Consider the following 25,375-nt stretch of genomic DNA (forward strand, 5'->3'; position numbering starts at 1 on the left):
ACAGGTTGCCGAAGATCAGCGCGACGCGACCCAGGCCCACCGCGGTCGGGTCGCCGGCCAGCAGGCTCGTCAGCTGCGTGATGGCGAAGACGAAGACCAGGTCGAAGAACAGCTCGATGGTCGAGACCCGCACCTCCGTCGGGCCGGTCCCTGCGTCGCGCGCCTGGTCGGGTCGCATACCGTCGTCTTCAGCCGCAGCGCCCTGGTCACCCATCTTGAGAGAAGCCGCGTCAGCTGGGTTCGCCCGCGCACACGCTCGACCAGGAACCTCCCGGCTCGAGACCTCGGCAGCAACTAGCCACCGAACGCCTCAGCTGCTGCGCGCACGACTTCCTCGGGCGGGACGTCCCGCAGGTGCTGGGCGAGGCCCCAGCGGTGGCCGTAGGGGTCGGTGAGCTGCCCGTGACGGTCGCCCCAGAACTGGTCCTGCAGCGGGTGCAGCACCTCGGCGCCCGCCTCCACTGATGCGGGTGACGGCCACCGCGCCGGCCCCGGAGCCGAGCACCAGCAGCGCCAGGGGCAGCCCTGCGGCCGCGGCGGTGCCGGTGCTGCAGCTGCTGCTCGCCGGACGGCTCGACGTCGCCTTCGGCCGCAGTGAAGGGCTCGGCCAGCCGTTCCCCGCCGGCCAGCTCGAGCCGATGCTGGACGCCGTGTTCCTGCGGGCGCGTGAACTTCTCGAAGGCGACCGCCAGACAGGGTAGCTCCCCTTGGGTCGGCGATGATGGCTTTGGCGGTGCGGAGACGCGAGCACGCGAACGCGACACCACGCTCCCGCCGGTGCCCCAGCTCGACCGCCACCACGCTCGCCGAGCCGGGACGAGGCACCCCTATGCCCGGGTCGGGCCCGCCGGTCGCGGCCGCTCGAACCCATGACGTTCGTGCTCGACGTCGGCCTGGACGTCGCATTGGTGGAGATGGTCGTTCACGAGCCCCATCGCCTCCATGAACGCGTACGCGGTCGTGGGGCCCACGAACGACCATCCGCGGCGGCGCAGGTCCTTGCTCATCGCCTTCGACTCCGGGCTCTGGCTGAGCTGCATCAGGGTCGCGTGATCGACGACGTGGGGACGCGAGCGCACGTCGGGTTCGAATCGCCATACGTAGGCGGCGAAGCCGCCGAACTCGTCGACCAGCTCGGCGCAGCGGCGGGCGTTGTCGATCGTCGCCTGGATCTTCGCCCGGTTGCGGACGATGCCCGCGTCGGCCAGCAGCCGGTCGACGTCCGCTGCACCGAACCGGGCGACGGCCTGGATCTCGAAGCCGTCGAACGCCCGGCGGAAGTTCTCCCGCTTGCGCAGGATCGTGAGCCAGCTCAGTCCCGACTGGAACCCCTCCAGGCACAGCTTCTCGAACAGGCGCCGATCGTCTGCGACGGGACGGCCCCACTCCGCGTCGTGGTAGCCGCGGTACAGAGGATCGTCGCCACACCACCAGCATCGGGCGACGCCGTCCTCGCCGACTGTGATGCCGGTGGTCTGGGGCGACGCTGCTGCTGGCGGCCCACCGTCCGCCGCTGTCGGGCTCGGCATCGCCGTCTCCTTGGCCGAGTGTCTCGTCGGACCGGGGCACGGGCCGCGCGTGCCCGCGGCGCGATACGCCCTGCTCGCCGCAACCGTACGCGGACCCTGAGACAGGCGCGCTGCCAGCGGACCCTCAGACAGGCGCGCTGCCAGATGTTCGTCGCGCAGAGTGGCCGGCACGATGACCACGGCGTCGCCGGTCAGGTACTCGCGATAGGCGTCGCCGCGGCCCGTGCCGAGCTCGTGCTCGGTCGCGAGCAGCGTCTGCTCCAGACTCATCGGGCTCCTTCCTGGCTCCCTGGACCGCGCGCGGGCCCAGCTCGCCAGGCACTCGGTGAGCTTGGGCAGCTCCGCCTGACCCGCAGCGACCGCGACCACCAGCTCGACCGCCTGGTCGGCGGTTGGCGGCTCGAGGTCGAAGCCGTTGCGGTCGTAGAACACCGCTCAGCGCTGGAGTTCGAGCTTGACCACCAGGTCGTCCACGAACGCCTCGCGCGCCTCCGGGGCGGCGCCGGCGACCGCCAGGCCGACCAGGTAGGCGGTCACCGGCGCCGCCCGCCGCTCCGAGGAGTGGGCGGCCACCCGGGCCAGCTCGAGCACGGCCTCGATCTCGCCGGCGTCGATGGCCGGCGCGTCCGGGCCCAGCAGGGCGCGGACCTTCTCCAGGAACTCCTCCATCGGACCCTCCATGACGTGTCCCGGGTCTGCCTCCTCAGGTCTGCCTCCTCAGGTCTGCCTCCTCAGGTCTGCCGCACCCTACCGCCGGCCGCCTCGGGACCGCTGGTAGGGTGCGGCAGGGACCATGAGGGTCGGGTCCCGCACGAGGGGCCCTGACCGCCGGCGGGCGCATGAGCGGCCCGTCCGTAGAATTGCTGTCGAGCCGCGTCCCGAGCCTGCTTCGAGGTGACCTCGCCGATGGATCTGCTTCTCCTGCTCCGCCATGCGGTCACCGCGGACACCGGCACGCGGCTCTCGGGCTGGGCGCCAGGCATCCACCTCAGCGACAAGGGCCGCGAGCAGGCCCGGGCCCTGGCCGACCGGCTGGCCGCGGTGGTGATCGACGTCGTCTACGCGAGCCCGCTGGAGCGCTGCCAGGAGACCGCGGCCGCCGTGGCCGAGCCGCGCGGGCTCAAGGTGGGCACGGCCGAGGACGTCGGCGAGGTCCGCTACGGCAGCTGGACTGGCCGGGAGCTCAAGGAGCTGGTCAGGGAGGACCTCTGGCGGGTGGTGCAGCGCCACCCGTCCGGCGCCCGCTTCCCCGACGGCGAGTCGATCTACGAGATGCAGGTGCGGGCGGTGGCCGCGTCCGAGCGGCTGCGAGCCGAGCACCCAGGCCAGACCATCGCCGTGTGCAGCCACGCCGACGTGATCAAGGCGGTCGCCGCCCACTACCTCGGCCTGCACCTCGACCTGTTCCAGCGGCTCGAGATCGGCCCGGCCAGCGTCACCGCGTTCGCGTTCACGCCCGTCCCGCACCTGTTGCGGCTCAACGAGACCGGCAGCGTCGCCGACCTGGAACGACCCGAGGAGTCCAGGGACCCGGAGGCTGCGGCGGGCGCGACCCCCGGAAAGGACCAGGAGGCTGCGGCGGGCGCGACCCCCGGAGAGGACCAGGAGACCGGGGCGGGCGCGGTCCCGCGAGAGGAGGCGGGCGATGCCGAGCCGTGACCTGGACCCGGTCACCCACCTGACCGCCGACGCGGTCGGCGTGCCTGGCCGGCGCACCTTCTTCCTCCAGGCCGCGTCAGGCGCCGACCAGGTCACCCTGCTGATCGAGAAGGAGCAGGTCAGGTCCTTGTCCGAGCGCCTCGAGAGCCTGCTGCCCGAGCTGGCCTCCGAGCGCCCCGAGGACCCGGACGAGGCCAGGGCGGCCGAGGCGGTCGAGCTTTCGCTGCGGGAGCCGCTGGAGCCCGACTTCCGGGTCGGCCAGCTCTCGCTCGACTACGACCCGGGACGCGACCGCTTCGTCATGGTCGTCACCGAACTGGTCGCCGCCGAGGCCGACGAGGAGGAGGAGCCTGATCCGGTCGAGCCCAGGGAAGTCCGCCTGTGGGTGACCCGCCCGCAGCTCCGCGTCCTGGCCAGGCACGGCGCCCAGGTGGTAGCCAGGGGACGCCCGCCTTGCCCGCTGTGCGGCAATCCCCTCGACCCGGCCGGGCACGTCTGCCCGGCCCTGAACGGGCACCGGCCCACGGTCACGTGAATGGGTGAGGTCGTGCCGTCCGGCCCGGGTCCCGCCCCGTCGGCGGTCGTCTCCCAGCAGCGGGCGCGGGAGCTGCTCGCCGAGGGCGAGCTGGAGGTGCTCGGGAGCATCCCCTGGGCCTCCAACGCCACCCTGCTGGCCGAGGTGCGCCACGGCGACCTGGCCGGCCTCGCGATCTACAAGCCGGCCAGGGGGGAGCGCCCGCTCTGGGACTTCCCCGCCAGCACGCTGTACCGCCGCGAGGTCGCCGCATACGTGACCAGCGAGGAGCTCGGCTGGGGGCTGGTGCCGCTCACGGTGGCCCGCGACGGGCCGTTCGGCATCGGCTCGGTGCAGCTCTACGTCGAGGCCGACCCCGACGTGACCGCCTTCGACCTGCTGGCGGCCGGCCACCCGGCCCTGCCCCGGATCGCCGCCTTCGACGTCGTCGTCAACAACGCCGACCGCAAGGCCGGCCACTGCCTGCGCGGCGGCGACCGGGTGTGGGCGATCGACCACGGCGTCTGCTTCCACACCGAGCCGAAGCTGCGCACGGTCCTCTGGGACCTGGCCGGCGAGCGGCTCGGGGCGGACGTGGTGGCCGACCTCGAACGGCTGGCCGAGGCCGCCCGCGGCGAGCTGGCCGGCCAGCTCGGGCAGCTTCTCGAACCCGACGAGCTGGAGGCGCTCGCGGCGCGGGCACGGCGCCTGGCCCGGACCGCCACGCTGCCCGGGCCGGGCCCAGGGCGCCCATACCCCTGGCCGCTCGTCTGACCCGCCTTCGGGCCGGCCGATCGTTGCCCGGGTGGCCCATACCCCTGGCTGCTCGTCTGACCGGCGTTCGGGCCGATCGTTGCGCACAAAGCGCAATGGTTGCTTCCGTGTTGCGTAGGTACTTGGTACAAACGTTCCAGCATCGGCGCCAAACGCATCCGAGGACTCGACAACGACCCATTTGACCTGAGAAAACTCTTACAGACGCCCGCAAAGCGTTTGAAGTACGATCCACGAACCGCGGGCTGGGACTACGGCCGGTCATGGCGTGCAGCGCCAGATCCGCTCCTCCTGCCCACGGTGCGATGTCGGCGTCGACCAGTGTCGGCATGGAGGTGCACATGTCTCAGGTCCTTCCGGACAAAGAGGGCACCGTCGGCGAGCAAGGCCAGAACGGTCAGCTGGCGACGAGCCCCGGCGCACCCGAGGAGCCGGTCAAGCGTATCGAGGGCCGTACCCCGACCCAGCTCGCCCTGGCCCGCCTCAGGCAGGACAAGGTGGCGGTGGCCAGCTTCAGCTTCATCATCCTGCTCTGCCTCGTGGCCGTCTTCGCCCCGCTGATCGTCAAGGCGGTCGGGCACCCGCCCAACGACACCAGCATGTACGAGCAGACCACCAACGAGTTCGGCGCGCCCAAGGGACCGAACTTCTCGATCCAGTTCTGGTTCGGTGCCGACCAGTTCGGGCGCGACCTGTTCAGCCGGGTTGTCTACGGCGCCCGGGTCTCGCTCATCGTGGGGATCGTCGCCACCGGGATCGCACTCACCATCGGGGTGACCGTCGGCATGCTGGCCGGCTTCTACCGGGGCTGGATCGACACCCTGCTCTCAAGGATCATGGACGTCCTGCTCAGCATCCCCTTCCTGCTGCTGGCGCTCGCCCTGGTGTCGGTGTTCCGGCCGAGCCTGTGGATCATCATCCTGGTCATCTCCTTCGTCACCTGGACCTACATCGCACGCATCATCCGCGGGCAGGTCCTGTCGCTGCGCGAGAAGGAGTTCGTGGAGGCGTCGCGCTCGCTCGGCGCGAGCAACCTGCGGATCATCTTCCGGGACATCTTCCCGAACCTGACCGCGCCGATCATCATCTACGCCTCCCTGGTCATCCCGGCGAACATCCTGACCGAGGCCTACCTGTCCTTCCTCGGCCTCGGCGTCCCGCCGCCGACCGCGACCTGGGGCCAGATGCTGGCCGACTCCAACGACTTCTACCAGGTGGCGTGGTGGATGGTGGTGTTCCCGGGCCTGGCCCTGCTCCTCACCACGCTGGCGTTCAACCTGCTCGGCGACGGCCTGCGGGACGCCTTCGACCCGCGCGGGAACCAGACCTCCGGCCGCCTGTAGCCCCGGTCCGATGAGCGCCCTCGTCATGGCCGGCACCCACCCGGGCGCCGGCCCCGAAAGGTAGGTGCATGCCGCTGGTGGACCACGCGCCCCGCGTCCGGTGGGATGGCGCGAGGCGCCGGCTCGACCGACATGGCCGCCGACGGTCGGCGGCGATGAAAGGGTGGGAACACGGATATGCAGAGACTCAAGGTGGTCAAGGCTGCCGCGCTCGCCGCGTGCCTGGCCATCGTCCTCGCCGCCTGCGGCGGCGACGGCGGTGGCACCGCGCCGTCCGGCACCGGTGGCGCACAGGGCCAGGGCACGAAGGGCGGCACGTTGCGGGTCGTCAACAACTCCGACGTTGACTTCCTCGACACGGCCGACGCCTACTCGACGCTCGGCTTCTCGCTCGAGCGCCTCTACAGCCGCCAGCTCTACTCGTTCGACTCGACCAAGACGGGCGAAGAGCTGACGGTCCCGGTGCCCGACCTGGCCGACGGGGCCGCGCAGGTCACCAACAACAACACCACGTACACCTTCAAGATCCGCAAGGGCATCAAGTGGGCCCCGCCGGCCACCGGCGAGGTCACCGCCGAGGACTTCGTGCGCGGGGTCAAGCGGATGTACGACAAGGCCACCCCCTCGGGCGGCCAGTCCTACTCCAACCTGATCAAGGGCGCCGCGGACTTCGGCTCCGGCAAGGCCAAGGAGATCTCGGGCATCCAGGCCACCGCCGACACCCTGACCATCACCCTCGAGAAGCCGGCCGCCGACTTCCTGTCGATCCTGGCGATGCCGTTCTTCTCGCCGGTGCCCAAGGAGGCCGAGAAGTACAAGGTCGGGGCGGACTACTCCAAGCACGTGATCGGGTCGGGCCCGTACACCGTCAAGGAGTACATCCCGACCAAGTCGATGGAGTTCGTCCGCAACACCAACTGGGACCCGGCCACCGACCCGCTCCGCAAGGCCTGGGTGGACAAGGTCACCATGCGCATCGGGCTGGAGCCGGACGCGATCCAGCAGACCATCGAGCGCGGCGACGCCGACCTCTCGCTGGACACCCAGCCGCCCAACGCGGCCTTGCAGCGGCTGTCGACCGACCCCAAGCTGAAGCAGCAGTTCTCGGTCCAGACCACCGGCTGCACCCGCTACTTCACGCTCGGCACCACGCCGGCGTTCGACACCCCGCAGGCCAAGGTCTCCGACGTGAAGGTGCGCCAGGCGATCAACTACGCGCTCGACAAGGTCGCCCTGCAGCGCGCCCGCGGCGGCCCGTTCGCCGGTGACCCGGCCTCCACGGTCCTGACCCCGACCCTGCTCGGCTACCAGAAGTACGACCTGTACCCGTCGGCCGACTTCAAGGGCGACGTGGCCAAGGCCAAGCAGCTGCTGACCGAGGCCGGCTTCCCCAACGGCATCACCCTGAACTACGTCGGCGGCAACGCTGGCAAGGCGGCGGCGGTCAACACCGCCGTGCAGGCCGGCCTGCAGCGGGCCGGGATCAACCTGAAGACCAAGCTCTACAGCGGCTTCGCGGTCTACACCGACTCGCTCGGCCTGCCCCGCAAGGCCAAGGAGCACCAGATCGGCCAGGCTGGCTGGTGCCCGGACTACCCGGGTGACGGGGCGCGCTCGTTCATCGTCCCGCTGCTCGACGGCCGCAGCATCATCCCGTCCGGGAACAGCAACTACGGCCTGTACAACAACCCCGCGGTCAACACCAAGATCGACCAGGCCCTCGCCGAGCCTGACAAGACCAAGCGCGGCGCGCTCTGGGGCGAGATCGACAAGCAGATCATGCAGGACGCCCCCTGGGCGCCGTTCGTCTACGACAAGCAGCAGCTCTTCTGGTCGGAGCGCACCAAGAACTTTATCTGGACGCCGTGGGCGACCGAGCCCGACCTGACCGCCATCTGGCTGAACCCCAACACCCCGTAACCGACGAGCTGAACCGGTAGCACCTGCCGGGGGGCCGACGCCGGCCCCCCGGCAGCACCACACCAGGAGGTCACTCCCGATGGTCCGCTACATCATTCGAAGGCTGGTCTGGGTCGTGATCCTCCTGTTCGCGATCTCGATCCTGAGCTTCGCGATGTTCTACCTGCTCCCGGGCGACCCCGCGCAGCAGGCGGTGCCCAAGGGGGCGACCCCGGAGACGCTCGCCCTGATCCGCCACCGCATGGGCCTGGACCAGCCCGTGCTCAAGCAGTACCTGAACTTCCTGCACGGCCCGGACCTGGTCGCCACCGGCCACCCGTCGGGCGTGCTCAACTGGCCACCCAACCTCGGCTACTCGTTCCGCAACGAGCAGCCGGTGCTCGACACCATCCTCGACCGGCTGCCGGTCACCGCGTCGCTCGCCATCGGCTCGGCCTTCTTCTGGCTCATCATCGGCATCCCCATCGGCATCCAGGCCGCCCTGCGCCCGCGCAGCCTGCGCGACCGGGCCGCCATGGGCTTCGCCCTGTTCGGGGTGTCGATGCCGGTGTTCCTGCTCGGCATCGGCCTGCTCTACATCTTCTACTTCAAGCTGCAGGTGGCGCCCGCCCCGAGCTACGTGCCGCTCACCCAGAACCCGCTGTCGTGGGCGAACCACCTGTTCCTGGCCTGGATCACGATCGCGCTCGGCACGGCCGCCCTCTACACCCGCATGGTGCGCGGCAACATGCTGGAGGTCAGCGGCGAGGACTACGTGCGCACCGCCCGGGCCAAGGGCCTGTCCGAGCGGCGGGTGGTCGGCAAGCACATCCTGCGCTCCTCCCTCACCCCGGTCGTGACCATGCTCGGCCTCGACATCGGCGTGCTGCTCGGCGGCGCGATCGTGACCGAGCGGGTGTTCGGCCTCCCCGGCGTCGGCGCGACCACCGTGCAGGCCATCGCCGACAACGACCTGCCCGTGATCCAGGGGGTGGTGCTGTTCGCTGCCTTCTTCGTGGTCACCTTCAACCTGATCGTCGACATCGTCTACGCGGCCCTCGACCCGCGGGTGCGGTACTCCTGATGGACCGGCCGGTCCCCTGGCGGGAGGATTCGGATGGCACTGCTTGAGGTCAAGGACCTACGGGTCCACTTCCGCACCGACGACGGCATCGTCAAGGCGGTGGACGGCGTCAACTTCTCGCTCGACCGGGGCCAGACCGTCGGCATCGTCGGCGAGTCGGGCTCGGGCAAGAGCGTGACCTGCCTGTCGATCATGGGCCTGGCCCGGGGCGGGCAGGTCGGCGGACAGGCGCTGTTCCAGGGCAAGGACCTGCTCAAGATGCACGCGGACGAGCTCAGAGCAGTGCGCGGCAAGCAGATCGCGATGATCTTCCAGGACCCGCTCTCCAGCCTCCACCCCTACTACAAGGTGGGCGCGCAGATCGTCGAGATGATCCTGGCCCACGAGAAGATGTCCAAGAAGGACGCGCGTGACCGGGCCATCGACCTGCTCCGCCTGGTCGGCGTGCCTAAGCCCGACCGGCGGGTGGACGACTACCCGCACCAGTTCTCGGGCGGCATGCGCCAGCGGGCCATGATCGCCATGGCCCTGGCCCTGGACCCGGCCGTGCTCATCGCCGACGAGCCCACCACCGCGCTCGACGTCACCGTGCAGGCGCAGGTGCTCGACCTCATCGAGCGCCTGCAGGACGAGTTCGGCACCGCCATCATCATGATCACCCACGACCTCGGCGTGGTCGCCGACTTCGCCGACGACGTCCTGGTCATGTACGGGGGCAAGCCGGTCGAGATCGCCGACCGGCGCTCCGCCTACTACCAGCCCCACCACCCCTACACGTGGGGCCTGTTGCAGTCGATCCCGTCGGTCGGTGCCGAGCACACCGGCGAGAAGCTGCACCCGATCAAGGGCCTGCCGCCGAGCCTCATCCACCTGCCCACCGGCTGCTCGTTCCACCCCCGCTGCCCGTACGTGATGGACGTGTGCAAGAAGGAGGAGCCGAGGCTCCTGCCGGCGGGGGACGACGGCGCGCACCTGTCAGCGTGCCACCTGTCCATCGACGAGAAGCAGCGCATCTGGCAGCAGGAGGTGGCACCGACCCGATGAGCTCGGCGGGCGCAACAGCAGCCGAGCGCGAGCAGGGGGAGCGCCCGAGCACGGCGGGCGCAACAGCAGCCGAGCGCGAGCAGGGGGAGCGCCAATGAGCACCGAACTCGACGCGGCCACGGCCGGCACGGCCGGCGCGGCCAGGCAGCCGCTGGTCCGCATCACCGGGGCCAAGAAGCACTTCCCGATCACCCAGGGGATCATCTTCCAGCGCGAGATCGGCCGGGTGCACGCGGTCGACGGGGTCGACCTCGAGGTCTACCCGGGCGAGACGCTCGGCATCGTGGGCGAGAGCGGCTGCGGCAAGTCGACGCTGGCCCGGCTCGTCTGCAAGCTGCTCCCGCTCACCGCCGGGACGCTCGAGTTCGAGGGCAAGGACGTCACCAAGCTCGGCGGCAACGAGCTGCGGCTGCTCCGCCGCGAGATCCAGATGATCTTCCAGGACCCCTACTCCTCGCTGAACCCGCGCAAGCGGGTCGGCACGATCATCGGCGACCCGTTCGACATCCACGGCATCGCCGACGGCAAGGAGCGCAAGCAGCGGGTCCAGGAGCTGATGGAGGTCGTCGGGCTCAACCCTGAGCACTACAACCGCTTCCCGGCCGAGTTCTCGGGCGGCCAGCGCCAGCGCATCGGCGTGGCCCGCGCCCTCGCCCTGCGGCCCAAGCTGATCATCTGCGACGAGCCGGTGTCGGCCCTGGACGTCTCCATCCAGGCCCAGGTCATCAACCTGCTCGAGGACCTGCAGACCGAGTTCCACCTCACCTACATCTTCATCGCCCACGACCTGTCGGTCGTCCGCCACGTCTCCGACCGGGTCGCCGTCATGTACCTCGGCAAGATCGTCGAGCTGGCCGACGCCGGCCGCCTCTACAAGACCCCCAAGCACCCCTACACGGGTGCCCTGATGTCGGCCGTGCCGGTGGCCGACCCCGACCTGGCCGAGAAGCGCGAGCGGGTCATCCTGGTCGGCGACGTGCCCTCGCCGATCGACCCGCCGTCGGGCTGCCGCTTCCACCCCCGCTGCCCCAAGGCCCAGCCCAACTGCGTGACCGACGAGCCGCCGCTCGAGGTCAAGGAGGCTGGCGACCTGGCCGCCTGCCACTACCCGCTCGAGCCGGGCGAGAACCTGGCCAAGGCCAAGCCTGGCATCCAGCAGGAGACGACCGCCCCGCAGCTCGGCGGCGGGTAGGACCCGCCCGAGGCCACCCCGCGCCCGCACCGGACGGGCGAACAGGGCGGCCTCGGCGTCTTCCGGCTCGGGCGGAACGCGGCTGCCGGGAATTTCGCTCGGCCGGTACCGTTACCGTAGAGGAGGGAATCCCGCCCGCCCGTCCGAGCCCAAGGCCCGCCATGCTGAACGTCACCGACCTCACCGTGGAAACCGGTCACCGGCTTCTCGCCGCCGAGGTGACCTTCGTCGTCGCGCCCGGCGACGTGGTCGGCCTGGTCGGGCCGAACGGGGCTGGCAAGACCACACTGCTGCGCACCCTGGCCGAGCTGGCCGCCAACCCCCGCGACCACGCGGTCACCCTGGTCGGCGCCCTCGCCTGGCTGCCGCAGGAGTCGCCGCCGACCAGCGGCACGACCGGCCTGGCCCGGCTGCTCTCAGCCCGCGGCCTCGACGCGCTGCGGGCCGACCTCGAGACGGCCAGGCAGCGCATTGACGCCAGCACCGACGCGCGCACCAGGGATCGGGCCATCAAGCGGTTCTCGGGGTTGCAGGAGCGCTTCGAGCTCGAGGGTGGCTACCGGGCCGAGTCGGAGGCCAAGCGGATCGCGGCCGGGCTCGGGATCCCGGCCGACGGCCTCACGCGCTCCCTGGCCGGCCTGTCCGGCGGTGAACGGCGCCGGGTCGAGCTGGCCCGGGTGCTGCTCAGCCAGGCCGGGACGCTGCTGCTGGACGAGCCCACCAACCACTTGGACGCCGATGCCAAGCGGTGGCTGGCGGAGTTCCTGGCCGCCTTCCCAGGCGGCATCCTGGTCGTCTCCCACGACCTGCCCCTGCTCGACCGCGACGTCACCGGAGTGGTCACGCTCGACCCGGCGACCGCCTCGGTCGACACCTACAAGGGGACCTACACCCAGTTCCTCGAGGAGCGGAGGGTCCGGGCCGCCTCGCAGGCACGCCACCGCAAGGTCGTCGAGCGCGACATCAAGCGGCTGTCGGCCTTCGTCGAGAAGTACCGGCACTCCAACGAGTCCATGGCCCGCCGGGCCATGGTGACCGAGCGCCGGGTCGAGCGCATGAAGAGCTCGCTGGCGCCCGTGGCCAGGTCCGGCCACAAGGTCGCGGTGCGGTTCCCGGACCCACCGCCGTGCACGCGCTTCCCGCTCGAGGCGACCGGCCTGCGCCGGTCCTACGGGGGCCCGCCGGTGTTCAAGGAGCTGTCGTTCGACCTCGAGCGGGGCGAGCGCCTGCTCGTGCTCGGGCTCAACGGTGCGGGCAAGACGACGCTGCTGCGCATCCTGGCCGGCATCGACGACCCGGACGAGGGCGAGGTCGTCCTCGGGCACGGCTGCGACATCGGCTACTACGCCCAGGAGCACGAGGGGCTCGACCCGGCAACCACCTCGATGCAGGTCATGCAGGCAGCGGCGAAGACCTCCGACGACGTGCTCCGGGGCGTGCTCGGCCACTTCCTGCTCGGCGGGGACCAGGCCAACCAGCCCACCCGCACCCTCTCGGGCGGCGAGAAGACCAAGCTGGCTCTGGCCCGCCTGGTGGTCGGCCGGCACAACGTCCTGCTGCTCGACGAGCCCACCAACAACCTCGACGTGCAGGCGGTGGGGGCGGTCCGCACCGCCCTCACCTCCTTCAAGGGGAGCATCGTCCTGGTCAGCCACGACACCCCGTTCGTGCAGAGCTTCGAGCCCGACCGGGTGCTGGTGATGCCCGAAGGCGCTCTGGACGTCTGGAGCGACGATTATCTGGGTCTGGTCGCGCTGGATTAGCCGATGCCAGAGCTGAGGTCCCGCTGAGCATTCGCCGGGCCGGGCGGGTCGGTTCATCGCGGCCAGTGCCGAGAGCCGGTCAATCCACCCAGAGGGAGTGACACGGAGGCCACGCGAAAGGTAACCTCGTAGGACCTTTCGATGTCGTGTTGGAGCGAACCCGTGACGGCCACGACCGAGCTGTTCCGACCGGTCACAACCCAGAACGCGGCGAACGCCGTGGCCGAGCAGGTACGGGTCGCCGTCGACCTCGCCCTGCTGGTCCCCGGCGACCGGCTGCCGCCCGAGCGGGCGCTTGCCGCCCTGCTCGACGTGAGCCGGCCCACCGTCAGGGAGGCCCTCCGCGTGCTGGCCGAGTCCGGCTATGTCGGGATCCGCCGGGGCGCCGGCGGCGGGGCGTTCGTGCTGCCCAGGCGCCGGGCCGGCGAGGTCGAGCGGATCCGCGACGCGCTCAGGGCCCGGCGCAGGGAGCTCGCCGCCCTCCTCGAGTGGCGGCGGGCGGTCGAGGGCGAGGCGGCGGCGCTCGCCGCGGTGCGGGTCTCCGACGACGGGCTGCGCGCCCTGCGGGCCCGGACCGTCGAGTCGGGCGGCTGGCGGATGCGGAGCTTCGAGGCGTGGCGGGCCGACGACAGCCGTTTCCACATCGCGGTGGCCGAGGCGTCGGGCAACCCCTACATCCTGGACGCCGTCCGCCGGGCCCGGGTCGAGCTGGCCGAGGCGCTCGACGCGCTGGTCGCCCAGCACGCAGCCAAGCCCGCCGCCGCCCAGCACGCAGCCAAGCCCGCCGCCGCCGAGCATGAGGCGATCCTGGCCGCGCTCCAGGCCCGCGACCCGGACGCGGCCCGGGCCACCGCCCTGCGCCACGGCCAGGCCACCGAGGAGCGCCTGCGCCGCCTCCTGGGGCCGTGAGGGCTCGCCCGCCCAGGAATCTGGCCAGGGGCGAGTGCCGCTCACCCCGGTGTGGCGGCGCAGGAGCGACCAGGTCGTTGGCCAGCCAGCCCTGAGCAGGGCACCAGAAGCCTTGCCCGTAACCTCGCACGTCCTTCCTGGCCACCGCGTCGAGCTACGTGCGGGACTTCTGCGCTGCTGCTTGGTGGGCGCTCAACCTCATGGCGGCGGTGGCCGATGTGACCCATGAGGTCCGTGGTCGGCCCATCGATACGGAGCGTTCCATGTCGCAGCCTTCCGGCGCTCCCGCGGTCAGGGTGGCCCGTGTCCGGCCGGCCCTGATCTTCACCGAGGAGCAGGCCGCCAAGCTCTTGCGGGCCGCCGAGGCACGGGACGTGACTGCCCGCGGCGTCTTCTCGGCCGGGCCGGCCGGGGTCCAGGTGTGGAGCGAGCCCTGGAACGGCGAGGCGGGGACCCGGGGCTCCAGCGTCCACCTGGGCAGCGTCGACTGGACCTACAACACCCCGGCCCGCTGCTACATCACCGTGTACCGCTGCATGGTCACGGCCGAGGGACGGGCGCGCGGCCTTGAGGTGGAGGACGTGCTCAAGCAGGTGCTCGACCTGGTCGGGCTGTCCATCGACGGTGTCAGGGCCAACCTGCACACCCCACCCGAGCAAGACCCGTTCCGCGGCGGCACCACCACGGGCAGCGCCCACGCCCGAGGCTGACGGGCCGGCGAGCGGCTCAGGCTCGGCCGGCGGTCGCGAGCCGAGCCTCAGTAGGCGTGGTCGTAGCCGGCGTTGAGGATGCTCCTGGGGTCGGAGTGGCGTGCCTGCTCGCCGTCGTACTCGCCCACGCCGGCGTGGACGAACGAGCCCGAGCCCTGGTAGCTCGCGTCGTAGGAGGGGCCGGCCGGGCGCTCCTGGCGCTGGGTGACCTTGCCGTAGGCGGGACCGTGCAGGGCGCAGCCGGCCAGGGCCGGGGTGGCCAGCCCAGCCAGGACGAGGACGGCGGCCAGGCGGCGGAGGCGGGCCCGCAGTCGCAGCGCGCGCATGGGTGAATCCTAGCCTCCCGGCCGGGCCTCGGGCACGCCGGCCTTGGCCAGCGCGGCCCGGTAGAGCGCGAGCCGGCCGCCCCGGGCCGCCGGCACCGACGACCCCGAGGCCGGGTCGAAGCCGAACAGCGTCTCCAGGCAGTCCACCACCCCGTCACCGTCGGCGTCGGCGCAGTCGGGACGGCGGCCGGCACCGGCAAGGCGCAGCTCCTCGAGGGTGCCGTCGCGCTCGCCGGCAACCAGGATCCGCCGGTAGCGCTCGAGCACCCGCACGGGCACCGACGGGTGCGAGGCAGCGTCCCCGGGCACCGAGCCGAACCGCAGCTCGAGATCGTTGTCGTAGCCGTCGCCGTCGGAGTCCAGTCCGGTGCGCGAGGTGGCGGCGACGGCAGCCCGGATCTCGGCGAAGCTCGCGTCGAAGATGCTGCGGGCGCCCGGGTTGTCGCGGAACAGCAGCTCCCGGTAGTCGCGGCCGTAGGAGGTGAGCTCGAACGGGTCGGCCGAGAGCCGGGTGTGACACAGCGCGCAGCTCACCCGGTCCCTGGCCAGGTCGTAGCGCTCCCCCACCGCGGTCAGGGAGCGCCCGACGATGCGCAGGTCAGGCTGGCCGGAGGCGACTCCGGCGGGCGCTCCCGAGCTGCCCGGGGGCACGGCGGCGAGGGCCGCGGCGGCCGCCGCGGCCACCGCGGCCAGCAGGCCGGTCGCGACCAGGCGCCACCGCAGAGGACCCCGCTCGAGCATCCGCGGCAGGCTCGTGGCCCGCTCCCTGCCGGTCCGGCGTGCTCGGGTGCGACGCCAGTGCTCGACCAGCGTTCTACCGGGCAAGGCGGCCTCCCGCGAAGCCGGTGGCGATCACCGCGGCGGCCAGGGCCGCCCCGGACACCACGGACGCGGCCGTCCACAGCACGCCCCTGGTGCGCCAGAGCCGCACCAGCAGGGCGAGCGCACCGGTGACGAGCACGCCGTAGGCGAGCCGCTGGTGGACCCGGATCCGTTCGAGGCGCTGCAGGAACAGCGCCCGGGTGCCCGGCTCGCTCGGGGGCGTGACCGACAGGGTGTGCTGGACCGCCCGGACCTCCGGGTTGGTGAGCCCGGTGACGACCGCGACCAGGGCGGCGGCGAACCCGAGCGCGATCAGCAGCAGGGCGACCCTGGCCAGGCCGGCATGGCGGCGCACGACCGCCGCCACCTCGAAGGCGAGGCCGGTCAGCATGAGGGCGACCGGAAAGTGCACCACCATCGGGTGCAGGTCGCGGGCGAAGCTTCCGATTTCGATCGACCCCACTTCTCCCACCGGGTCTCGCCGACCAGCCTGCCATGCCGGCGCGCCGAGGGCCAGGGGTGGTGCTCCTGCGCGGCAGGCGGAGGCGCGGTCCTTTTGCGCGGCAGGCGGGAGGCGCGGTCCTCCTGCGCGGCAGGCGGGAGGCGCGGTACCCTTCGCCGCAAGCCTCTGCCGGGCCGCGCCCGGCGGCCAGACCCACCACCCCAGCTCGACCGGAGGACCACATGGCCCAAGCCAACCTCGTGCCAATCGTCATCGAGCAGACGAGCCGGGGGGAGCGCTCCTTCGACATCTTCTCGAGGCTGCTCAAGGACCGCATCATCTTCCTTGGCACGCCGATCGACGACACCATCGCCAACCTCGTCATGGCCCAGCTCCTGCACCTCGAGAGCGAGGACCCGGACAAGGACATCTCGATCTACATCAACTCACCGGGCGGCTCGATCACCGACCTGCTGGCCATCTACGACACCATGCAGTACGTCAAGCCCGACGTCTCGACCATCTGCATGGGCATGGCCGCGTCGGCCGCCGCGGTCATCCTGGCCGCTGGCACCAAGGGCAAGCGCTACGCCCTGCCCCACTCGACGATCCTGATCCACCAGCCCTCGGGTGGCGCCCGCGGCCAGTCGGCCGACATCGAGATCCAGGCCCGGGAGATCCTGCGCCTGCGCAAGCTGCTGGACGAGATCATGGCCAAGCACACCGGCCAGACGGTGGAGAAGATCTCCAACGACACCGACCGGGACTTCATCATGAGCGCCGAGCAGGCGCTCGAGTACGGCATGGTCGACGAGATCATCACCGCCCGGCAGGTGGTACCGGTGATCGGCTCGTCCACCGCGCCGGAGGGCGTGTCCCGGCCGAGCGACAACGGCCCGGAGCCGACCGCGGCTCCGCCCGCGTCCTGACCGGCTCCGCCGCGTCCTGACAAGCTCCGCCCCGCGCATGCCGGTCGCCATCCATGTCGTGTTCGACATGGATGGCGTGATCGTGGACTCCGAGCCCACTCACGAGCGCGCGAACCTCGAGTACGCGGCCACCCTGGGGGTTGCCTACGACGCCCGGCTGGCCGGCGACATGATGGGCCGCCGTGTCCGGGACCTGACCGACGCGCTCGCGCTCGAGGTCGGGCTGCCGCCCGACGAGGTGTTCGCCGGCCGGGAGGCGGTGTTCTGGCGCCTGCTCGACGAGCGGCTCGAGCCCATGCCCGGCCTGCACGCCGCCATCGACAAGCTCGCCGGGGCGGGCCTGTCCCTGGCGGTGGCCAGCTCTGGCACCCGCGCCTACGTCGAGCACGTGCTCGACCGCTTGGGCGTGCGCACGGCGTTCTCGGCGGTGGTCTCGGGCGAGGATGTCGTGCACGGCAAGCCAGACCCGGAGATCTACCTGCTCGCCGCCGAGCGGCTCGCCGCCGACCCGGCCGACTGCGTGGCCGTCGAGGACACCACCCACGGCATCGCCTCCGCCCGAGCGGCCGGCATGCGCACGGTCGCCGTCCGCCACCCGCTCAACGCCGACCTCGACCTCTCCGCCGCCGACACGGTCGCCAGCGACCTGACCGCCGCGGTCGACTGGATCCTGGCGTAGGGGATTTGCGTGTGGAGGCGCCCCGCAGCTACCGCCGCGCGACCTCGTAGAGGGACGGGTGCGCCCGGCCCGAGATTTCCGCGGTAGCCTCGCGAAAGGCGGGGTCGTCGATCGCGGCCTGGAACGCGCCCGCGCTGGGCCATGCGGCGATGTTGACGAAGCGGAACTCCGCGTCAGGAGCAAGGCTCCGGTGCAGCCTGGTGCCCAGGTAGCCGGGCTGGGCCCGCATGAGCCTCCGGGCCTGCTCCCACGAGGACATGAAGTCGTCCTCGTCGGGCGCAGGGACCTCGAACAGGTTGATCAGCAGCACGGCCCCCGCCGGCTCCGACCCCGCCGGGTCCGACCCAGCCGGATCCGGCCCCGCAGGCGCGTCGTCCTCCGCGACCACCTCGTACAGCGCCGGGTGCGAGACGTAGGGCATCTGCCGGCCCGGGAACCCGGACGCGGCCATGGCCGCCTGGAAGTCGCGCGGGGACCGCCAACGCGCCACGTTGACGAACCGGAATTCGGCCTCCGGAGCCAGGCTACGGTGCAGGGCCGTGTCCACGTAACCCTCCCGGCCGGCGAGGAAGTCCCTCGCCCGCTCCCAGCGGGTCACGAACTCGGTGTCCCGGTCGGGCGGCACCTCGAACGGATTGATGAGCACCACTTGGTGGCTGTCAGCGCACATCGTCATCTCCTCTGGAGCACCCGTGCTCAGTCGGCCTGGGCTGCATGGGCATGTCCGAGTTCTACGGCCGGGCCGACGAGGGCGAAGCCATCGCGACGATCCGTCGCGCGCTCGAGCTCGATGTGAACGTTCTCGACACCGGACGACCGCCGTGTGTCTGCAGGGGTTACAGCTGGCCCGGTTTGGCGTACCGGTAGAAGAACGGGCCGAGCCCGCCCTGGCTAATGGCGGAATATACCCCCAAGACGTACTCCTCCAGCGCGCGGGCCTGCTCGAGGCCGCCGACGGAGACCGGGTCGTAGCCGGCATCGCGGATCAGCCGCTCGGTCACCTCCCGCGCGGCGTCCTCCGACGCGTACAGGTTGCTTGGCGGCACCCGTTGCTGGTCGATCTGGTCGTACAAGGCCGCGCCGTTGACGTTGAACGCCTTGGCGACCGGGCCGCCCACGATCGCCTTCACCTCGTGCGCCAGCGACTCGTACGCCTGGTTGCGGCCGGCGTAGGCGTTGGTGGCGTCGATTGTGGTCTTGCCCTGGAGCCCGCTCACCTTGCCGAGCGCGTCGGCGATCACCCCGGACGGCACGGCCACCAGGACGACCTCGGCGTCCGAGGCATCACCGCCGTCGCGGCCGATCCGGGTGACCGCGTGCCCGGCCCGTTCCCAGCGGCGGGCGAGCCCGCCGCCGACGTTGCCCCGGCCGATGACGGTGATGTTCATGCGCTCCTCCAATCACTGCTACTCACCGATGTTCGGATAACCCGTTTTGATGCGGTCATACAGCACGAAGCCATTGCGCCAGCGACTGGCTCATCGCCAGGACCCACTCCTCCCCGGACGAGACCCTCTTCTCCCCGGCTCGGCTACGAGCCGGACTCGGGCGACGACACGGGTCAGCCTGAGCGCTGCGAGGTCGACCCCCTGTTGCTCGAGGATCTTGGCGGCAAGCCCCTCCGTGCGGGCTCGCTCCGTGAGGATCTCGAACATCAGGCCTCCAACCCCATCGCCTTGCGCCGCGCCGCGTGCTTCTCGTGCACCGACTGCTTGGTCACCCGAAGGACGCGAGCGACGTCCTGCCACGACCAGCCCAAGCTCCGGGCGTTGTCGACCTGCAGCCGCTCGACCTGCTCCAGCAGGTTCCGAAGTGACCACACTGCATGCAGCCCCACCGCAGGGTCCTTGTCCGCCAGCGCATCGGCGAGGCCGGCAGCGTCTCCCGGGGCGGGTGTCTCACTCGTCATATCGTCAGGCTACCCTGACGATAGCAAATCGTCAAGCTGGCCTTGACGGCCCGCGCGGGCCGTCCCAAGTACCCCGATCTCTGCCGGTCACCCACGACAATGGCCTCGCGACGCTCGCCACGTCCCGCATGTGGACACCGGTGGAACATTGGCGCGCGGTCGTGCGCCCAGGTCGTCAGAGAGCCTGGCTCTGGCCGCGCCGTGGGTAGTCGACCGGGGCTCTACCGACGGCGCGGGATGAGGGCGAACCGGTTGCCGTCGGGGTCGGTGAAGATCGACCACCAGCCGAAGAACAGCTCGACCGGCGGCTGGGGGAACTCCACGCCGCGGGCGGCCAGATCCTGGTGGGTCTGCTGCAGGTCGTCGCAGTAGAACCACACGTTGGAGGTGGGCAGCATCTCGTCCGACGGCGACGGCCGGTCGCCCTGGCGAACGCCGAGGCCGACCACCACCGCCTTGTCGGGTGTGCGCACCTCGAGCCAGCGCTGACCCTCCTTGTAGGGGGTGTCCTGGACCAGCTCGAAGCCCATGACCTCGGTCCAGAACTGCTTGGCCCGGTCCTGGTCCTCGACCTCGATGCCGACGTTGCTGACGCCACCGATCATGGTGCGCACCTCCTGGAGCGACCTCCGACCATACTATATCCGGAGCGGATACAGCGTGCTCGGATAGTACACTGCGGGTGTGACCGCCACCGGCCCGACGCCCGAGCTCACCCCGGCCGCCTTCCGGGTGCTGCTGGCGCTGGCCGCCGGGCCGGCGCACGGGTACGCCGTGATGCGCTTCGTGGAGCAGGTCAGCGCCGGCACGGTCCGGCTCGGCCCCGGCACGCTGTACCGCACGATCGGCCGGCTGCTGGCCGACGGCCTGGTCGAGGAGACCGAGGGCAGCGACCCTGACGCGCCCCACGACGCGAGGCGCCGCTACTACCGGCTCACCCCGCTGGGCCGCCGCGCCGCCCAGGCCGAGGCTGCGCTGCTCGAACGGCTGGTGGCCGCCGCGACCCGGGCCAGGCTGCTGCCCGAGCAGAGGTGTGCGTGACCGGCCAGCGCCCGCACGGGCTCTGCCCGCACCTGTTCGTGCGCGACGCCGACGCAGCGGTGGCGTTCTACCGCACGGCGTTCGGTGCCGCCGAGCTGTTCCGCACGACCCTTCCCGACGGCCGGGTACTGTTCGTGGAACTCGCGCTTGGCGATGGTCGTCTGCTGGTCAGCGAGGAGACCCCCGCGCTGAACGCGCTGGCGCCGCCGACCGTGGGCGGCAGCCCAGTGTTGCTGCTGCTGGAGCTCGACGACGTGGACGCGGCCGCCCGGCAGGCGGTGGAGGCCGGCGCGGAGGTGGAGATGCCAGTGCGGGAGATGTTCTTCGGCGAGCGCTACGGCGTGGTGCGCGATCCCTTCGGCCACCGGTGGGCCCTGTCCACCGCCCGTGAGCAGCTCACCCCCGACGACATCGCCCGCCGCGCCCCACGGGACGTCTAGCCGTCCCGCATCGCCTGTCGGCCACCCTCCCAGCCCCATCCTCCTCGGAAGGACGCCGGGATCGTCGGGCCCCGCTCCGCCTGAGCCGGGGTACCCTGAGAGCTCCAAGCCGATTCCAGACCGATCGCAAGCAGCCGCGAGCATGCTTGCACGAGGAGCACGCCGTCCGGCTGGGAGCCGCCATGAGCGAGCCGGCGCATGCTTGCACGAGGAACATCCCGTCCGGCTGGGAGCCGCCATGAGCGAGCCGATCTTCTTCGCAGTGCACGACGACGCCCCGGTGCTGGAACGGCTCACGCGCGACCTGGGCCGGCGCTTCGGGGCCGACTACCGGGTCGTCGCCGAGTGCTCGCCGGCCGCCGCGCTGGCCGCGCTGGCCCGGCTTGCGGCCCGGTCGGAGGAGGTCTGCCTGGTCATCGCGGCCCAGGAGATGGCCGGGATGCCCGGGCTGGACCTGCTCGCCCGCGCTCACGAGCTGCACCCGGGGGCCAAGCGCATCCTGCTCGTCGAGCGTGGCAACTTCACCTCGGCCAACCCGGTCGTGCGGGCGATGACGCTGGGCCAGATCGACTACTACCTGGCCAGACCGTGGGAGCCGGTGGAGCGGAGCCTGTACCCCGCGGTGACCGAGTTCCTGGCCTCCTGGGACAAGTCCCGCGGGAGCTCGTTCGAGCTGCTCCGCATCGTGGGGTCGCGCTGGGGGACGCGCTCCCACGAGCTGCGGGACGTGCTCTCGCGCGTGGCCGTGCCGTTCGGCTTCTACGCCGACGACTCCGAGGAGGGCCGCCGGCTGCTCCAGGAGGCCGGCCAGGACGGAACGCGCCTGCCGGTGGTGGTGTTCTTCGACGGGCGGATGCTGGTCGACCCGGCGAACGCCGACCTGGCCGAGGCCCTCGGCGTCAGGACCCGGCCAGACGTCCAAGCCTGCGACGTCGCCATCATCGGGGCGGGGCCGGCCGGGCTGACCGCCGCGGTGTACGCGGCGTCCGAGGGCCTGCGCACGCTGGTGCTGGAGCCGGAGGTCCCGGGTGGCCAGGCCGGCACCAGCTCCCGGATCCGCAACTACCCCGGCTTCCCCCGCGGGATCAGCGGCGACGACCTCGCCTACCGCGCCTTCGAGCAGGCGTGGTTGTTCGGGGCCGACTTCGTCTTCTCCCAGGCCGCCACCGGCCTGTGCGTGCATGGGCCCGACCGGCTGGTCCGGCTCTCCGACGGCAGCGAGGTCGCGGCGCGCACGGTGATCATCGCGACCGGCGCCGCATGGCGGCGCCTGGACGTCGCGCAGCTCGAGGCACTGCACGGCATGGGCGTGTTCTACGGCGCGGCCGGTTCCGAGGCCCGGGCCATGGAGGGTCGGGACGTCTTCGTGGTGGGCGCCGGCAACTCGGCTGGCCAGGCAGCCCTCCACCTGGCCAGGTACGCCGCGTCGGTCACGATCGTGGCAATCGAGCACGCCCTGGGCGAGCACATGTCCGACTACCTGGTCCAGCAGATCGGGGCCACGCCAAACGTCGCTGCCCGCCTCCACTGCGAGGTGGTCGCCTGCCACGGTGAGCGGCGCCTGGAAGGGCTCACCCTGCGCGACCGCGTCGACGGTGTCACCGAGGCCGTGCCCGCCGCCGCCCTGTTCGTGCTGATCGGGGCCGAGCCGCACACCACATGGCTGGACGGCACCGTCGAGCGCGACGAGCGCGGCTACGTCCTGACCGGCCGGGACCTGTTCCGGGCCGGCCGGTCGCCGGCCGGGTGGCCGCTGGAGCGCCAGCCCCTGCTCCTGGAGGCCAGCGTGCCCGGGGTGTTCGCCGCCGGCGACGTGCGCTTCCGGTCGGTCAAGCGTGTGGCCACGGCCGTCGGCGAGGGTGCCATCGCGGTCGCGCTCGTCCACGAGTACCTCGCCGAGCAGGCGGACGGGCCTCGCCCGCTGCAGGCGGACGGGCCTCGCCCGCTGCAGGCGGAAGGGCCTCCGTACGCGGAGGAGCGCAGTCAGCCCGGTCCAGCTACCTGACCTGACCTGACCTGACCTGACCGGCTCGCTAGCGGGCGCTGCCAGCGTCCTCCTGGCCGCCCGGCTCGATCGGCTCGACGGTGACGCCGTTGGCAGCCAGCCAGCGCTGCGCCCTCTCGACCTCCTCGGCTGGACCCGAGAGCTCGAGGATGTACCAGGCCAGCCCAGCCTCGACGTCCACGTTGGCCCGGTGCACGTTGACTACGGCCTGGCTGGCCCGCACCAGGCCGTGCAGGACGGGCTGGTGCACCAGCTCGGGCGGGAGCGAGCAGTGGACCAGGCGGCGGACGGTCACGGTTGGTCTGGCGGGCTCGTGTTCAGGCTCAGGCTCGTGTTCATGCTGCCGGAGCGGAAGCCCTCGAGGTCGAGGGTGACGAAGGCGAACCCCAGCTCGCGCAGGCGGGTCACCAGGTCGGCGCGCCGGCCCGGCTCGACCAGCGCCGGGAGCGCGTCCAGGGGCACCTCGACCCGGGCCAGGTCGCCGTGGTCACGGACCCGGAGCTGGGCCAGGCCGTAGGAGCGCAGCACAGCCTCGGCCCGCTCGACCCGGGACAGCCGGGCGGGCGTCACCTCGATCCCGTAGGCGACCCGTGAGGCGAGGCAGGCGGCAGCCGGCTTGTCGTGGGTGCGCAGGCCGGTGCGGCGAGAAGCCTCGCGCACGTCGGCCTTGGAGAACCCGGCGTCGACGAGGGGGGTGAGCACCCCGTGCTCGGCGGCGGCGAGCTGGCCCGGCCGCCAGTCGCCAAGGTCGTCGGTGTTGGTGCCCACCGCCAGGGCCAGCCCCTCGATCTGAGCTAGCGGGACGAGCAGGTCGAACAACTCCGACTTGCAGAAGTAGCAGCGGTCGGCGCCGTTGGCGGCGTAGCCAGATCGGTCCAGCTCGTGGGTGGCCACGGCGACGTGCCTGGCTCCCAGCTCCTCGGCGAGCGCGCGGGCGTCGGCCAGCTCGTGCTCGGGCAGGCTCGGGGAGACGCCGGTCGCGGCCACGGCCCGCTCGCCCAGCGCCTCGACCGCGGCGGCCAGCAGGAAGGACGAGTCGGCCCCGCCGGAGAAGGCGACCATCACCCCGCCAGTCGCCTCGAGGATCTTGCGGAGCAGCTCCCGCTTGCCGTCCAGCTCGTCCATCACCGTTCCCGTTCAATTTGTCCGTGCGACGATTCTACGGGTGGGGCGCGGCCGGAAGCGGCCACCGGAGGTCACCGAAAGGTCACCATTCGGCCCGGGCGCCGCGCAAGCAGGGCCCGGGCGTGCGCCCGCACCGCGCGGCGCCACCACCATTCTCGGCGGGCGGGGGGCTCACGGACCGCTGCTCGACGCTGCACGGCTCATCCTCGAAAGGTCGGGCCGCTCCGGGACGCGCTTGACCGGGCATACCGGCGACGACACGACCGGCACCATGGTCCGGGCCCTGCGCGGCACCGTCCGGGCCCTGCGAGGTCTCTGCCCGGAGACGGCGAACGGGCGGGCCCGTGTGGGCCCGCCCGTTCCAGGACCGGGGTGCGGTGACCGGGCTCAGAAGTCCATGTCGCCGCCGCCCGGCATGGCCGGCGCCTTCTCCCTCTCCGGCTTGTCGGCCACGACCGCCTCGATGGTGAGGAACAGGGCCGCGATCGACGCGGCGTTCTGCAGCGCCGAGCGGGTCACCTTGGCCGGGTCGATGATGCCGGCCTTGAACATGTCGACGTACTCGCTGGTGGCCGCGTCGAGGCCGTAGCCGTCTTCGAGGCCGCGCACCTTCTCGACCACGACGCCGCCCTCGTGGCCGGCGTTGACGGCGATCTGCTTCAGCGGCTCCTCGAGCGCGCGGCGCACGATCGCGGCGCCGGTCGCCTCGTCGCCGGTGAGGTCGACCTTGGTGAGCGACTCCTGGGCCTTGAGCAGGGCCACGCCGCCGCCGGGGACGATGCCCTCCTCGACCGCCGCGCGGGCGTTCGAGACGGCGTCCTCGATGCGGTGCTTCTTCTCCTTCAGCTCGACCTCGGTGGCCGCCCCGACCTTGATCACGGCGACGCCGCCGGCGAGCTTGGCCAGCCGCTCCTGCAGCTTCTCGCGGTCGTAGTCGGAGTCGGTCCGCTCGATCTCGGCCTTGATCTGGTTGATGCGGCCCTTGATCTCCTCCTGGTCGCCCTGGCCCTCGACGATGGTGGTCTCGTCCTTGGTCACGACCACCTTGCGGGCCCGGCCGAGCAGGTCCAGCGCGACGTTCTCGAGCTTGAGGCCAACCTCCTCGCTGATGACCTGGCCGCCGGTGAGGACCGCGATGTCGCCCAGCATGGCCTTGCGCCGGTCACCGAACCCGGGGGCCTTGACCGCGACGCTCTTGAACGTGCCGCGGATCTTGTTGACCACCAGGGTGGCCAGG

31 protein-coding genes are annotated in these 25,375 nt (G+C 71.7%); 17 read left to right on the forward strand and 14 right to left on the reverse strand.

The features are described 5' to 3' along the window. The coding region (locus VG276_20705) for a low temperature requirement protein A (protein ID HEV8651747.1) at nucleotides 1-178 on the reverse strand (178 nt) is incomplete at its 3' end. A 116-nt stretch (nucleotides 179-294) separates the two neighbouring features. Next, entirely contained in the window at nucleotides 295-444 is a 150-nt protein-coding gene (locus VG276_20710) for a hypothetical protein (GenBank protein HEV8651748.1), read from the reverse strand. Nucleotides 445-464: 20 nt separating this feature from the next. Between VG276_20710 and VG276_20715 the strand changes: the two genes are divergently transcribed. Continuing rightward, on the forward strand, nucleotides 465-701 hold the full coding sequence (locus VG276_20715; GenBank protein ID HEV8651749.1) for a hypothetical protein: 237 nt from the start codon (nucleotides 465-467) through the stop codon (nucleotides 699-701). 126 nt (nucleotides 702-827) lie between these two features. Here the strand turns inward: VG276_20715 and VG276_20720 are convergent, their stop codons facing one another. Beyond that, nucleotides 828-1,529: a DNA-3-methyladenine glycosylase I gene (locus tag VG276_20720; protein ID HEV8651750.1), complete on the reverse strand. Its 702-nt coding sequence runs from the start codon at nucleotides 1,527-1,529 to the stop codon at nucleotides 828-830. Between the two features lie 435 nt (nucleotides 1,530-1,964). After that, on the reverse strand, nucleotides 1,965-2,198 hold the full coding sequence (locus VG276_20725) for a DUF6457 domain-containing protein (protein ID HEV8651751.1): 234 nt from the start codon (nucleotides 2,196-2,198) through the stop codon (nucleotides 1,965-1,967). Between the two features lie 237 nt (nucleotides 2,199-2,435). Here VG276_20725 and VG276_20730 point away from each other — a divergent pair, with 237 nt between their 5' ends. The 11 genes from VG276_20730 to VG276_20780 all read left to right on the forward strand — a co-directional run bounded on the left by VG276_20730 (nucleotide 2,436) and on the right by VG276_20780 (nucleotide 14,420). After that, on the forward strand, nucleotides 2,436-3,188 hold the full coding sequence (locus VG276_20730) for an MSMEG_4193 family putative phosphomutase (GenBank protein HEV8651752.1): 753 nt from the start codon (nucleotides 2,436-2,438) through the stop codon (nucleotides 3,186-3,188). Next, nucleotides 3,175-3,723, forward strand: coding sequence for a DUF3090 domain-containing protein (locus VG276_20735; GenBank protein ID HEV8651753.1), 549 nt, complete (start codon nucleotides 3,175-3,177; stop codon nucleotides 3,721-3,723). Before VG276_20730 ends, VG276_20735 begins: the two co-directional genes overlap by 14 nt. Continuing rightward, a complete protein-coding gene (locus VG276_20740; GenBank protein ID HEV8651754.1) occupies nucleotides 3,724-4,476 on the forward strand; it encodes an SCO1664 family protein in 753 nt (250 codons plus the stop codon). It abuts the gene before it with no gap. A 341-nt stretch (nucleotides 4,477-4,817) separates the two neighbouring features. After that, entirely contained in the window at nucleotides 4,818-5,819 is a 1,002-nt protein-coding gene (locus tag VG276_20745) for an ABC transporter permease (protein ID HEV8651755.1), read from the forward strand. Between the two features lie 177 nt (nucleotides 5,820-5,996). Beyond that, entirely contained in the window at nucleotides 5,997-7,739 is a 1,743-nt protein-coding gene (locus VG276_20750; protein HEV8651756.1) for an ABC transporter substrate-binding protein, read from the forward strand. Nucleotides 7,740-7,818: 79 nt separating this feature from the next. After that, complete coding sequence (locus VG276_20755) at nucleotides 7,819-8,802, forward strand: ABC transporter permease (GenBank protein ID HEV8651757.1); 984 nt, start codon at nucleotides 7,819-7,821, stop codon at nucleotides 8,800-8,802. Between the two features lie 33 nt (nucleotides 8,803-8,835). Then, nucleotides 8,836-9,846: an ABC transporter ATP-binding protein gene (locus VG276_20760; protein ID HEV8651758.1), complete on the forward strand. Its 1,011-nt coding sequence runs from the start codon at nucleotides 8,836-8,838 to the stop codon at nucleotides 9,844-9,846. Nucleotides 9,847-9,940: 94 nt separating this feature from the next. Beyond that, nucleotides 9,941-11,038 (forward strand): dipeptide ABC transporter ATP-binding protein, encoded by a 1,098-nt coding sequence (locus VG276_20765; GenBank protein HEV8651759.1) that lies wholly within the window; start codon nucleotides 9,941-9,943, stop codon nucleotides 11,036-11,038. A 161-nt stretch (nucleotides 11,039-11,199) separates the two neighbouring features. Further along, on the forward strand, nucleotides 11,200-12,801 hold the full coding sequence (locus VG276_20770) for an ABC-F family ATP-binding cassette domain-containing protein (protein HEV8651760.1): 1,602 nt from the start codon (nucleotides 11,200-11,202) through the stop codon (nucleotides 12,799-12,801). A 162-nt stretch (nucleotides 12,802-12,963) separates the two neighbouring features. After that, the gene (locus VG276_20775) at nucleotides 12,964-13,710 is read left to right on the forward strand and encodes an FCD domain-containing protein (protein HEV8651761.1); all 747 of its coding nucleotides are present in this window, start codon (nucleotides 12,964-12,966) and stop codon (nucleotides 13,708-13,710) included. Between the two features lie 263 nt (nucleotides 13,711-13,973). Further along, the gene (locus tag VG276_20780) at nucleotides 13,974-14,420 is read left to right on the forward strand and encodes a hypothetical protein (protein HEV8651762.1); all 447 of its coding nucleotides are present in this window, start codon (nucleotides 13,974-13,976) and stop codon (nucleotides 14,418-14,420) included. A 47-nt stretch (nucleotides 14,421-14,467) separates the two neighbouring features. On the opposite strand, the gene VG276_20785 is transcribed toward VG276_20780, so the two are convergent. From VG276_20785 to VG276_20795, 3 genes are read right to left on the reverse strand one after another with little or no spacing between them, the layout of a single operon-like run. Then, nucleotides 14,468-14,746, reverse strand: a complete 279-nt coding sequence (locus VG276_20785; GenBank protein HEV8651763.1) for a hypothetical protein — start codon at nucleotides 14,744-14,746, stop codon at nucleotides 14,468-14,470. 9 nt (nucleotides 14,747-14,755) lie between these two features. Continuing rightward, nucleotides 14,756-15,571: a hypothetical protein gene (locus VG276_20790; GenBank protein HEV8651764.1), complete on the reverse strand. Its 816-nt coding sequence runs from the start codon at nucleotides 15,569-15,571 to the stop codon at nucleotides 14,756-14,758. Continuing rightward, nucleotides 15,561-16,031: a DUF2231 domain-containing protein gene (locus VG276_20795; protein ID HEV8651765.1), complete on the reverse strand. Its 471-nt coding sequence runs from the start codon at nucleotides 16,029-16,031 to the stop codon at nucleotides 15,561-15,563. The genes VG276_20790 and VG276_20795 overlap by 11 nt, the downstream gene beginning before the upstream one ends. 221 nt (nucleotides 16,032-16,252) lie before the next feature. Here VG276_20795 and clpP point away from each other — a divergent pair, with 221 nt between their 5' ends. Together clpP and VG276_20805 are read left to right on the forward strand one after the other, a co-directional pair. Continuing rightward, the gene (gene clpP, locus VG276_20800) at nucleotides 16,253-16,939 is read left to right on the forward strand and encodes an ATP-dependent Clp endopeptidase proteolytic subunit ClpP (protein HEV8651766.1); all 687 of its coding nucleotides are present in this window, start codon (nucleotides 16,253-16,255) and stop codon (nucleotides 16,937-16,939) included. A gap of 37 nt (nucleotides 16,940-16,976) precedes the next feature. Further along, nucleotides 16,977-17,618 carry an HAD family phosphatase gene (locus VG276_20805; GenBank protein ID HEV8651767.1) on the forward strand — a complete coding sequence of 214 codons (642 nt, stop codon included), beginning with the start codon at nucleotides 16,977-16,979 and terminating at the stop codon, nucleotides 17,616-17,618. A 28-nt stretch (nucleotides 17,619-17,646) separates the two neighbouring features. On the opposite strand, the gene VG276_20810 is transcribed toward VG276_20805, so the two are convergent. The 4 genes from VG276_20810 to VG276_20825 all read right to left on the reverse strand — a co-directional run bounded on the left by VG276_20810 (nucleotide 17,647) and on the right by VG276_20825 (nucleotide 20,132). Then, the gene (locus tag VG276_20810) at nucleotides 17,647-18,288 is read right to left on the reverse strand and encodes an antibiotic biosynthesis monooxygenase family protein (GenBank protein HEV8651768.1); all 642 of its coding nucleotides are present in this window, start codon (nucleotides 18,286-18,288) and stop codon (nucleotides 17,647-17,649) included. 166 nt (nucleotides 18,289-18,454) lie between these two features. Continuing rightward, a complete protein-coding gene (locus VG276_20815) occupies nucleotides 18,455-19,006 on the reverse strand; it encodes a dinucleotide-binding protein (GenBank protein ID HEV8651769.1) in 552 nt (183 codons plus the stop codon). Nucleotides 19,007-19,272: 266 nt separating this feature from the next. Continuing rightward, nucleotides 19,273-19,455 (reverse strand): hypothetical protein, encoded by a 183-nt coding sequence (locus tag VG276_20820; protein ID HEV8651770.1) that lies wholly within the window; start codon nucleotides 19,453-19,455, stop codon nucleotides 19,273-19,275. A gap of 293 nt (nucleotides 19,456-19,748) precedes the next feature. After that, nucleotides 19,749-20,132 (reverse strand): VOC family protein, encoded by a 384-nt coding sequence (locus VG276_20825; GenBank protein ID HEV8651771.1) that lies wholly within the window; start codon nucleotides 20,130-20,132, stop codon nucleotides 19,749-19,751. Nucleotides 20,133-20,211: 79 nt separating this feature from the next. Here VG276_20825 and VG276_20830 point away from each other — a divergent pair, with 79 nt between their 5' ends. From VG276_20830 to VG276_20840, 3 genes are all read left to right on the forward strand, one after another. Next, nucleotides 20,212-20,568: a PadR family transcriptional regulator gene (locus VG276_20830; protein ID HEV8651772.1), complete on the forward strand. Its 357-nt coding sequence runs from the start codon at nucleotides 20,212-20,214 to the stop codon at nucleotides 20,566-20,568. Beyond that, nucleotides 20,565-21,008, forward strand: coding sequence for a VOC family protein (locus VG276_20835; GenBank protein ID HEV8651773.1), 444 nt, complete (start codon nucleotides 20,565-20,567; stop codon nucleotides 21,006-21,008). The genes VG276_20830 and VG276_20835 overlap by 4 nt, the downstream gene beginning before the upstream one ends. Before the next feature lie 238 nt (nucleotides 21,009-21,246). Further along, entirely contained in the window at nucleotides 21,247-23,013 is a 1,767-nt protein-coding gene (locus VG276_20840; protein ID HEV8651774.1) for an FAD-dependent oxidoreductase, read from the forward strand. A 28-nt stretch (nucleotides 23,014-23,041) separates the two neighbouring features. Here the strand turns inward: VG276_20840 and VG276_20845 are convergent, their stop codons facing one another. From VG276_20845 to groEL, 3 genes are all read right to left on the reverse strand, one after another. Beyond that, the gene (locus tag VG276_20845) at nucleotides 23,042-23,308 is read right to left on the reverse strand and encodes an NIL domain-containing protein (protein HEV8651775.1); all 267 of its coding nucleotides are present in this window, start codon (nucleotides 23,306-23,308) and stop codon (nucleotides 23,042-23,044) included. Further along, on the reverse strand, nucleotides 23,305-24,138 hold the full coding sequence (gene larE, locus VG276_20850; GenBank protein HEV8651776.1) for an ATP-dependent sacrificial sulfur transferase LarE: 834 nt from the start codon (nucleotides 24,136-24,138) through the stop codon (nucleotides 23,305-23,307). The genes VG276_20845 and larE overlap by 4 nt, the downstream gene beginning before the upstream one ends. Before the next feature lie 387 nt (nucleotides 24,139-24,525). Continuing rightward, nucleotides 24,526-25,375: chaperonin GroEL (gene groEL / locus VG276_20855; protein ID HEV8651777.1), on the reverse strand; the 850-nt coding region annotated here is incomplete at its 5' end.

It is taken from the genome of Actinomycetes bacterium (assembly GCA_036000965.1).
GTDB lineage: Bacteria > Actinomycetota > CALGFH01 > CALGFH01 > CALGFH01 > DASYUT01.

Bases quoted from the DNA above. Each gene is read 5' to 3' on its own strand.
- VG276_20730 (HEV8651752.1), top strand. From the start codon at position 2,436: ATGGATCTGCTTCTCCTGCTCCGCCATGCGGTCACCGCGGACACCGGC.
- VG276_20725 (HEV8651751.1), bottom strand. From the start codon at position 2,198: ATGGAGGAGTTCCTGGAGAAGGTCCGCGCCCTGCTGGGCCCGGACGCG.
- VG276_20720 (HEV8651750.1), bottom strand. From the start codon at position 1,529: ATGCCGAGCCCGACAGCGGCGGACGGTGGGCCGCCAGCAGCAGCGTCG.
- VG276_20770 (HEV8651760.1), top strand. From the start codon at position 11,200: ATGCTGAACGTCACCGACCTCACCGTGGAAACCGGTCACCGGCTTCTC.
- VG276_20815 (HEV8651769.1), bottom strand. From the start codon at position 19,006: ATGAACATCACCGTCATCGGCCGGGGCAACGTCGGCGGCGGGCTCGCC.
- larE (HEV8651776.1), bottom strand. From the start codon at position 24,138: ATGGACGAGCTGGACGGCAAGCGGGAGCTGCTCCGCAAGATCCTCGAG.
- VG276_20840 (HEV8651774.1), top strand. From the start codon at position 21,247: ATGAGCGAGCCGATCTTCTTCGCAGTGCACGACGACGCCCCGGTGCTG.
- VG276_20785 (HEV8651763.1), bottom strand. From the start codon at position 14,746: ATGCGCGCGCTGCGACTGCGGGCCCGCCTCCGCCGCCTGGCCGCCGTC.
- VG276_20810 (HEV8651768.1), bottom strand. From the start codon at position 18,288: ATGTGCGCTGACAGCCACCAAGTGGTGCTCATCAATCCGTTCGAGGTG.
- VG276_20780 (HEV8651762.1), top strand. From the start codon at position 13,974: ATGTCGCAGCCTTCCGGCGCTCCCGCGGTCAGGGTGGCCCGTGTCCGG.
- VG276_20760 (HEV8651758.1), top strand. From the start codon at position 8,836: ATGGCACTGCTTGAGGTCAAGGACCTACGGGTCCACTTCCGCACCGAC.
- VG276_20750 (HEV8651756.1), top strand. From the start codon at position 5,997: ATGCAGAGACTCAAGGTGGTCAAGGCTGCCGCGCTCGCCGCGTGCCTG.
- VG276_20715 (HEV8651749.1), top strand. From the start codon at position 465: ATGCGGGTGACGGCCACCGCGCCGGCCCCGGAGCCGAGCACCAGCAGC.
- VG276_20745 (HEV8651755.1), top strand. From the start codon at position 4,818: ATGTCTCAGGTCCTTCCGGACAAAGAGGGCACCGTCGGCGAGCAAGGC.
- VG276_20740 (HEV8651754.1), top strand. From the start codon at position 3,724: ATGGGTGAGGTCGTGCCGTCCGGCCCGGGTCCCGCCCCGTCGGCGGTC.
- VG276_20805 (HEV8651767.1), top strand. From the start codon at position 16,977: ATGCCGGTCGCCATCCATGTCGTGTTCGACATGGATGGCGTGATCGTG.
- VG276_20735 (HEV8651753.1), top strand. From the start codon at position 3,175: ATGCCGAGCCGTGACCTGGACCCGGTCACCCACCTGACCGCCGACGCG.
- VG276_20765 (HEV8651759.1), top strand. From the start codon at position 9,941: ATGAGCACCGAACTCGACGCGGCCACGGCCGGCACGGCCGGCGCGGCC.
- clpP (HEV8651766.1), top strand. From the start codon at position 16,253: ATGGCCCAAGCCAACCTCGTGCCAATCGTCATCGAGCAGACGAGCCGG.
- VG276_20825 (HEV8651771.1), bottom strand. From the start codon at position 20,132: ATGATCGGTGGCGTCAGCAACGTCGGCATCGAGGTCGAGGACCAGGAC.
- VG276_20755 (HEV8651757.1), top strand. From the start codon at position 7,819: ATGGTCCGCTACATCATTCGAAGGCTGGTCTGGGTCGTGATCCTCCTG.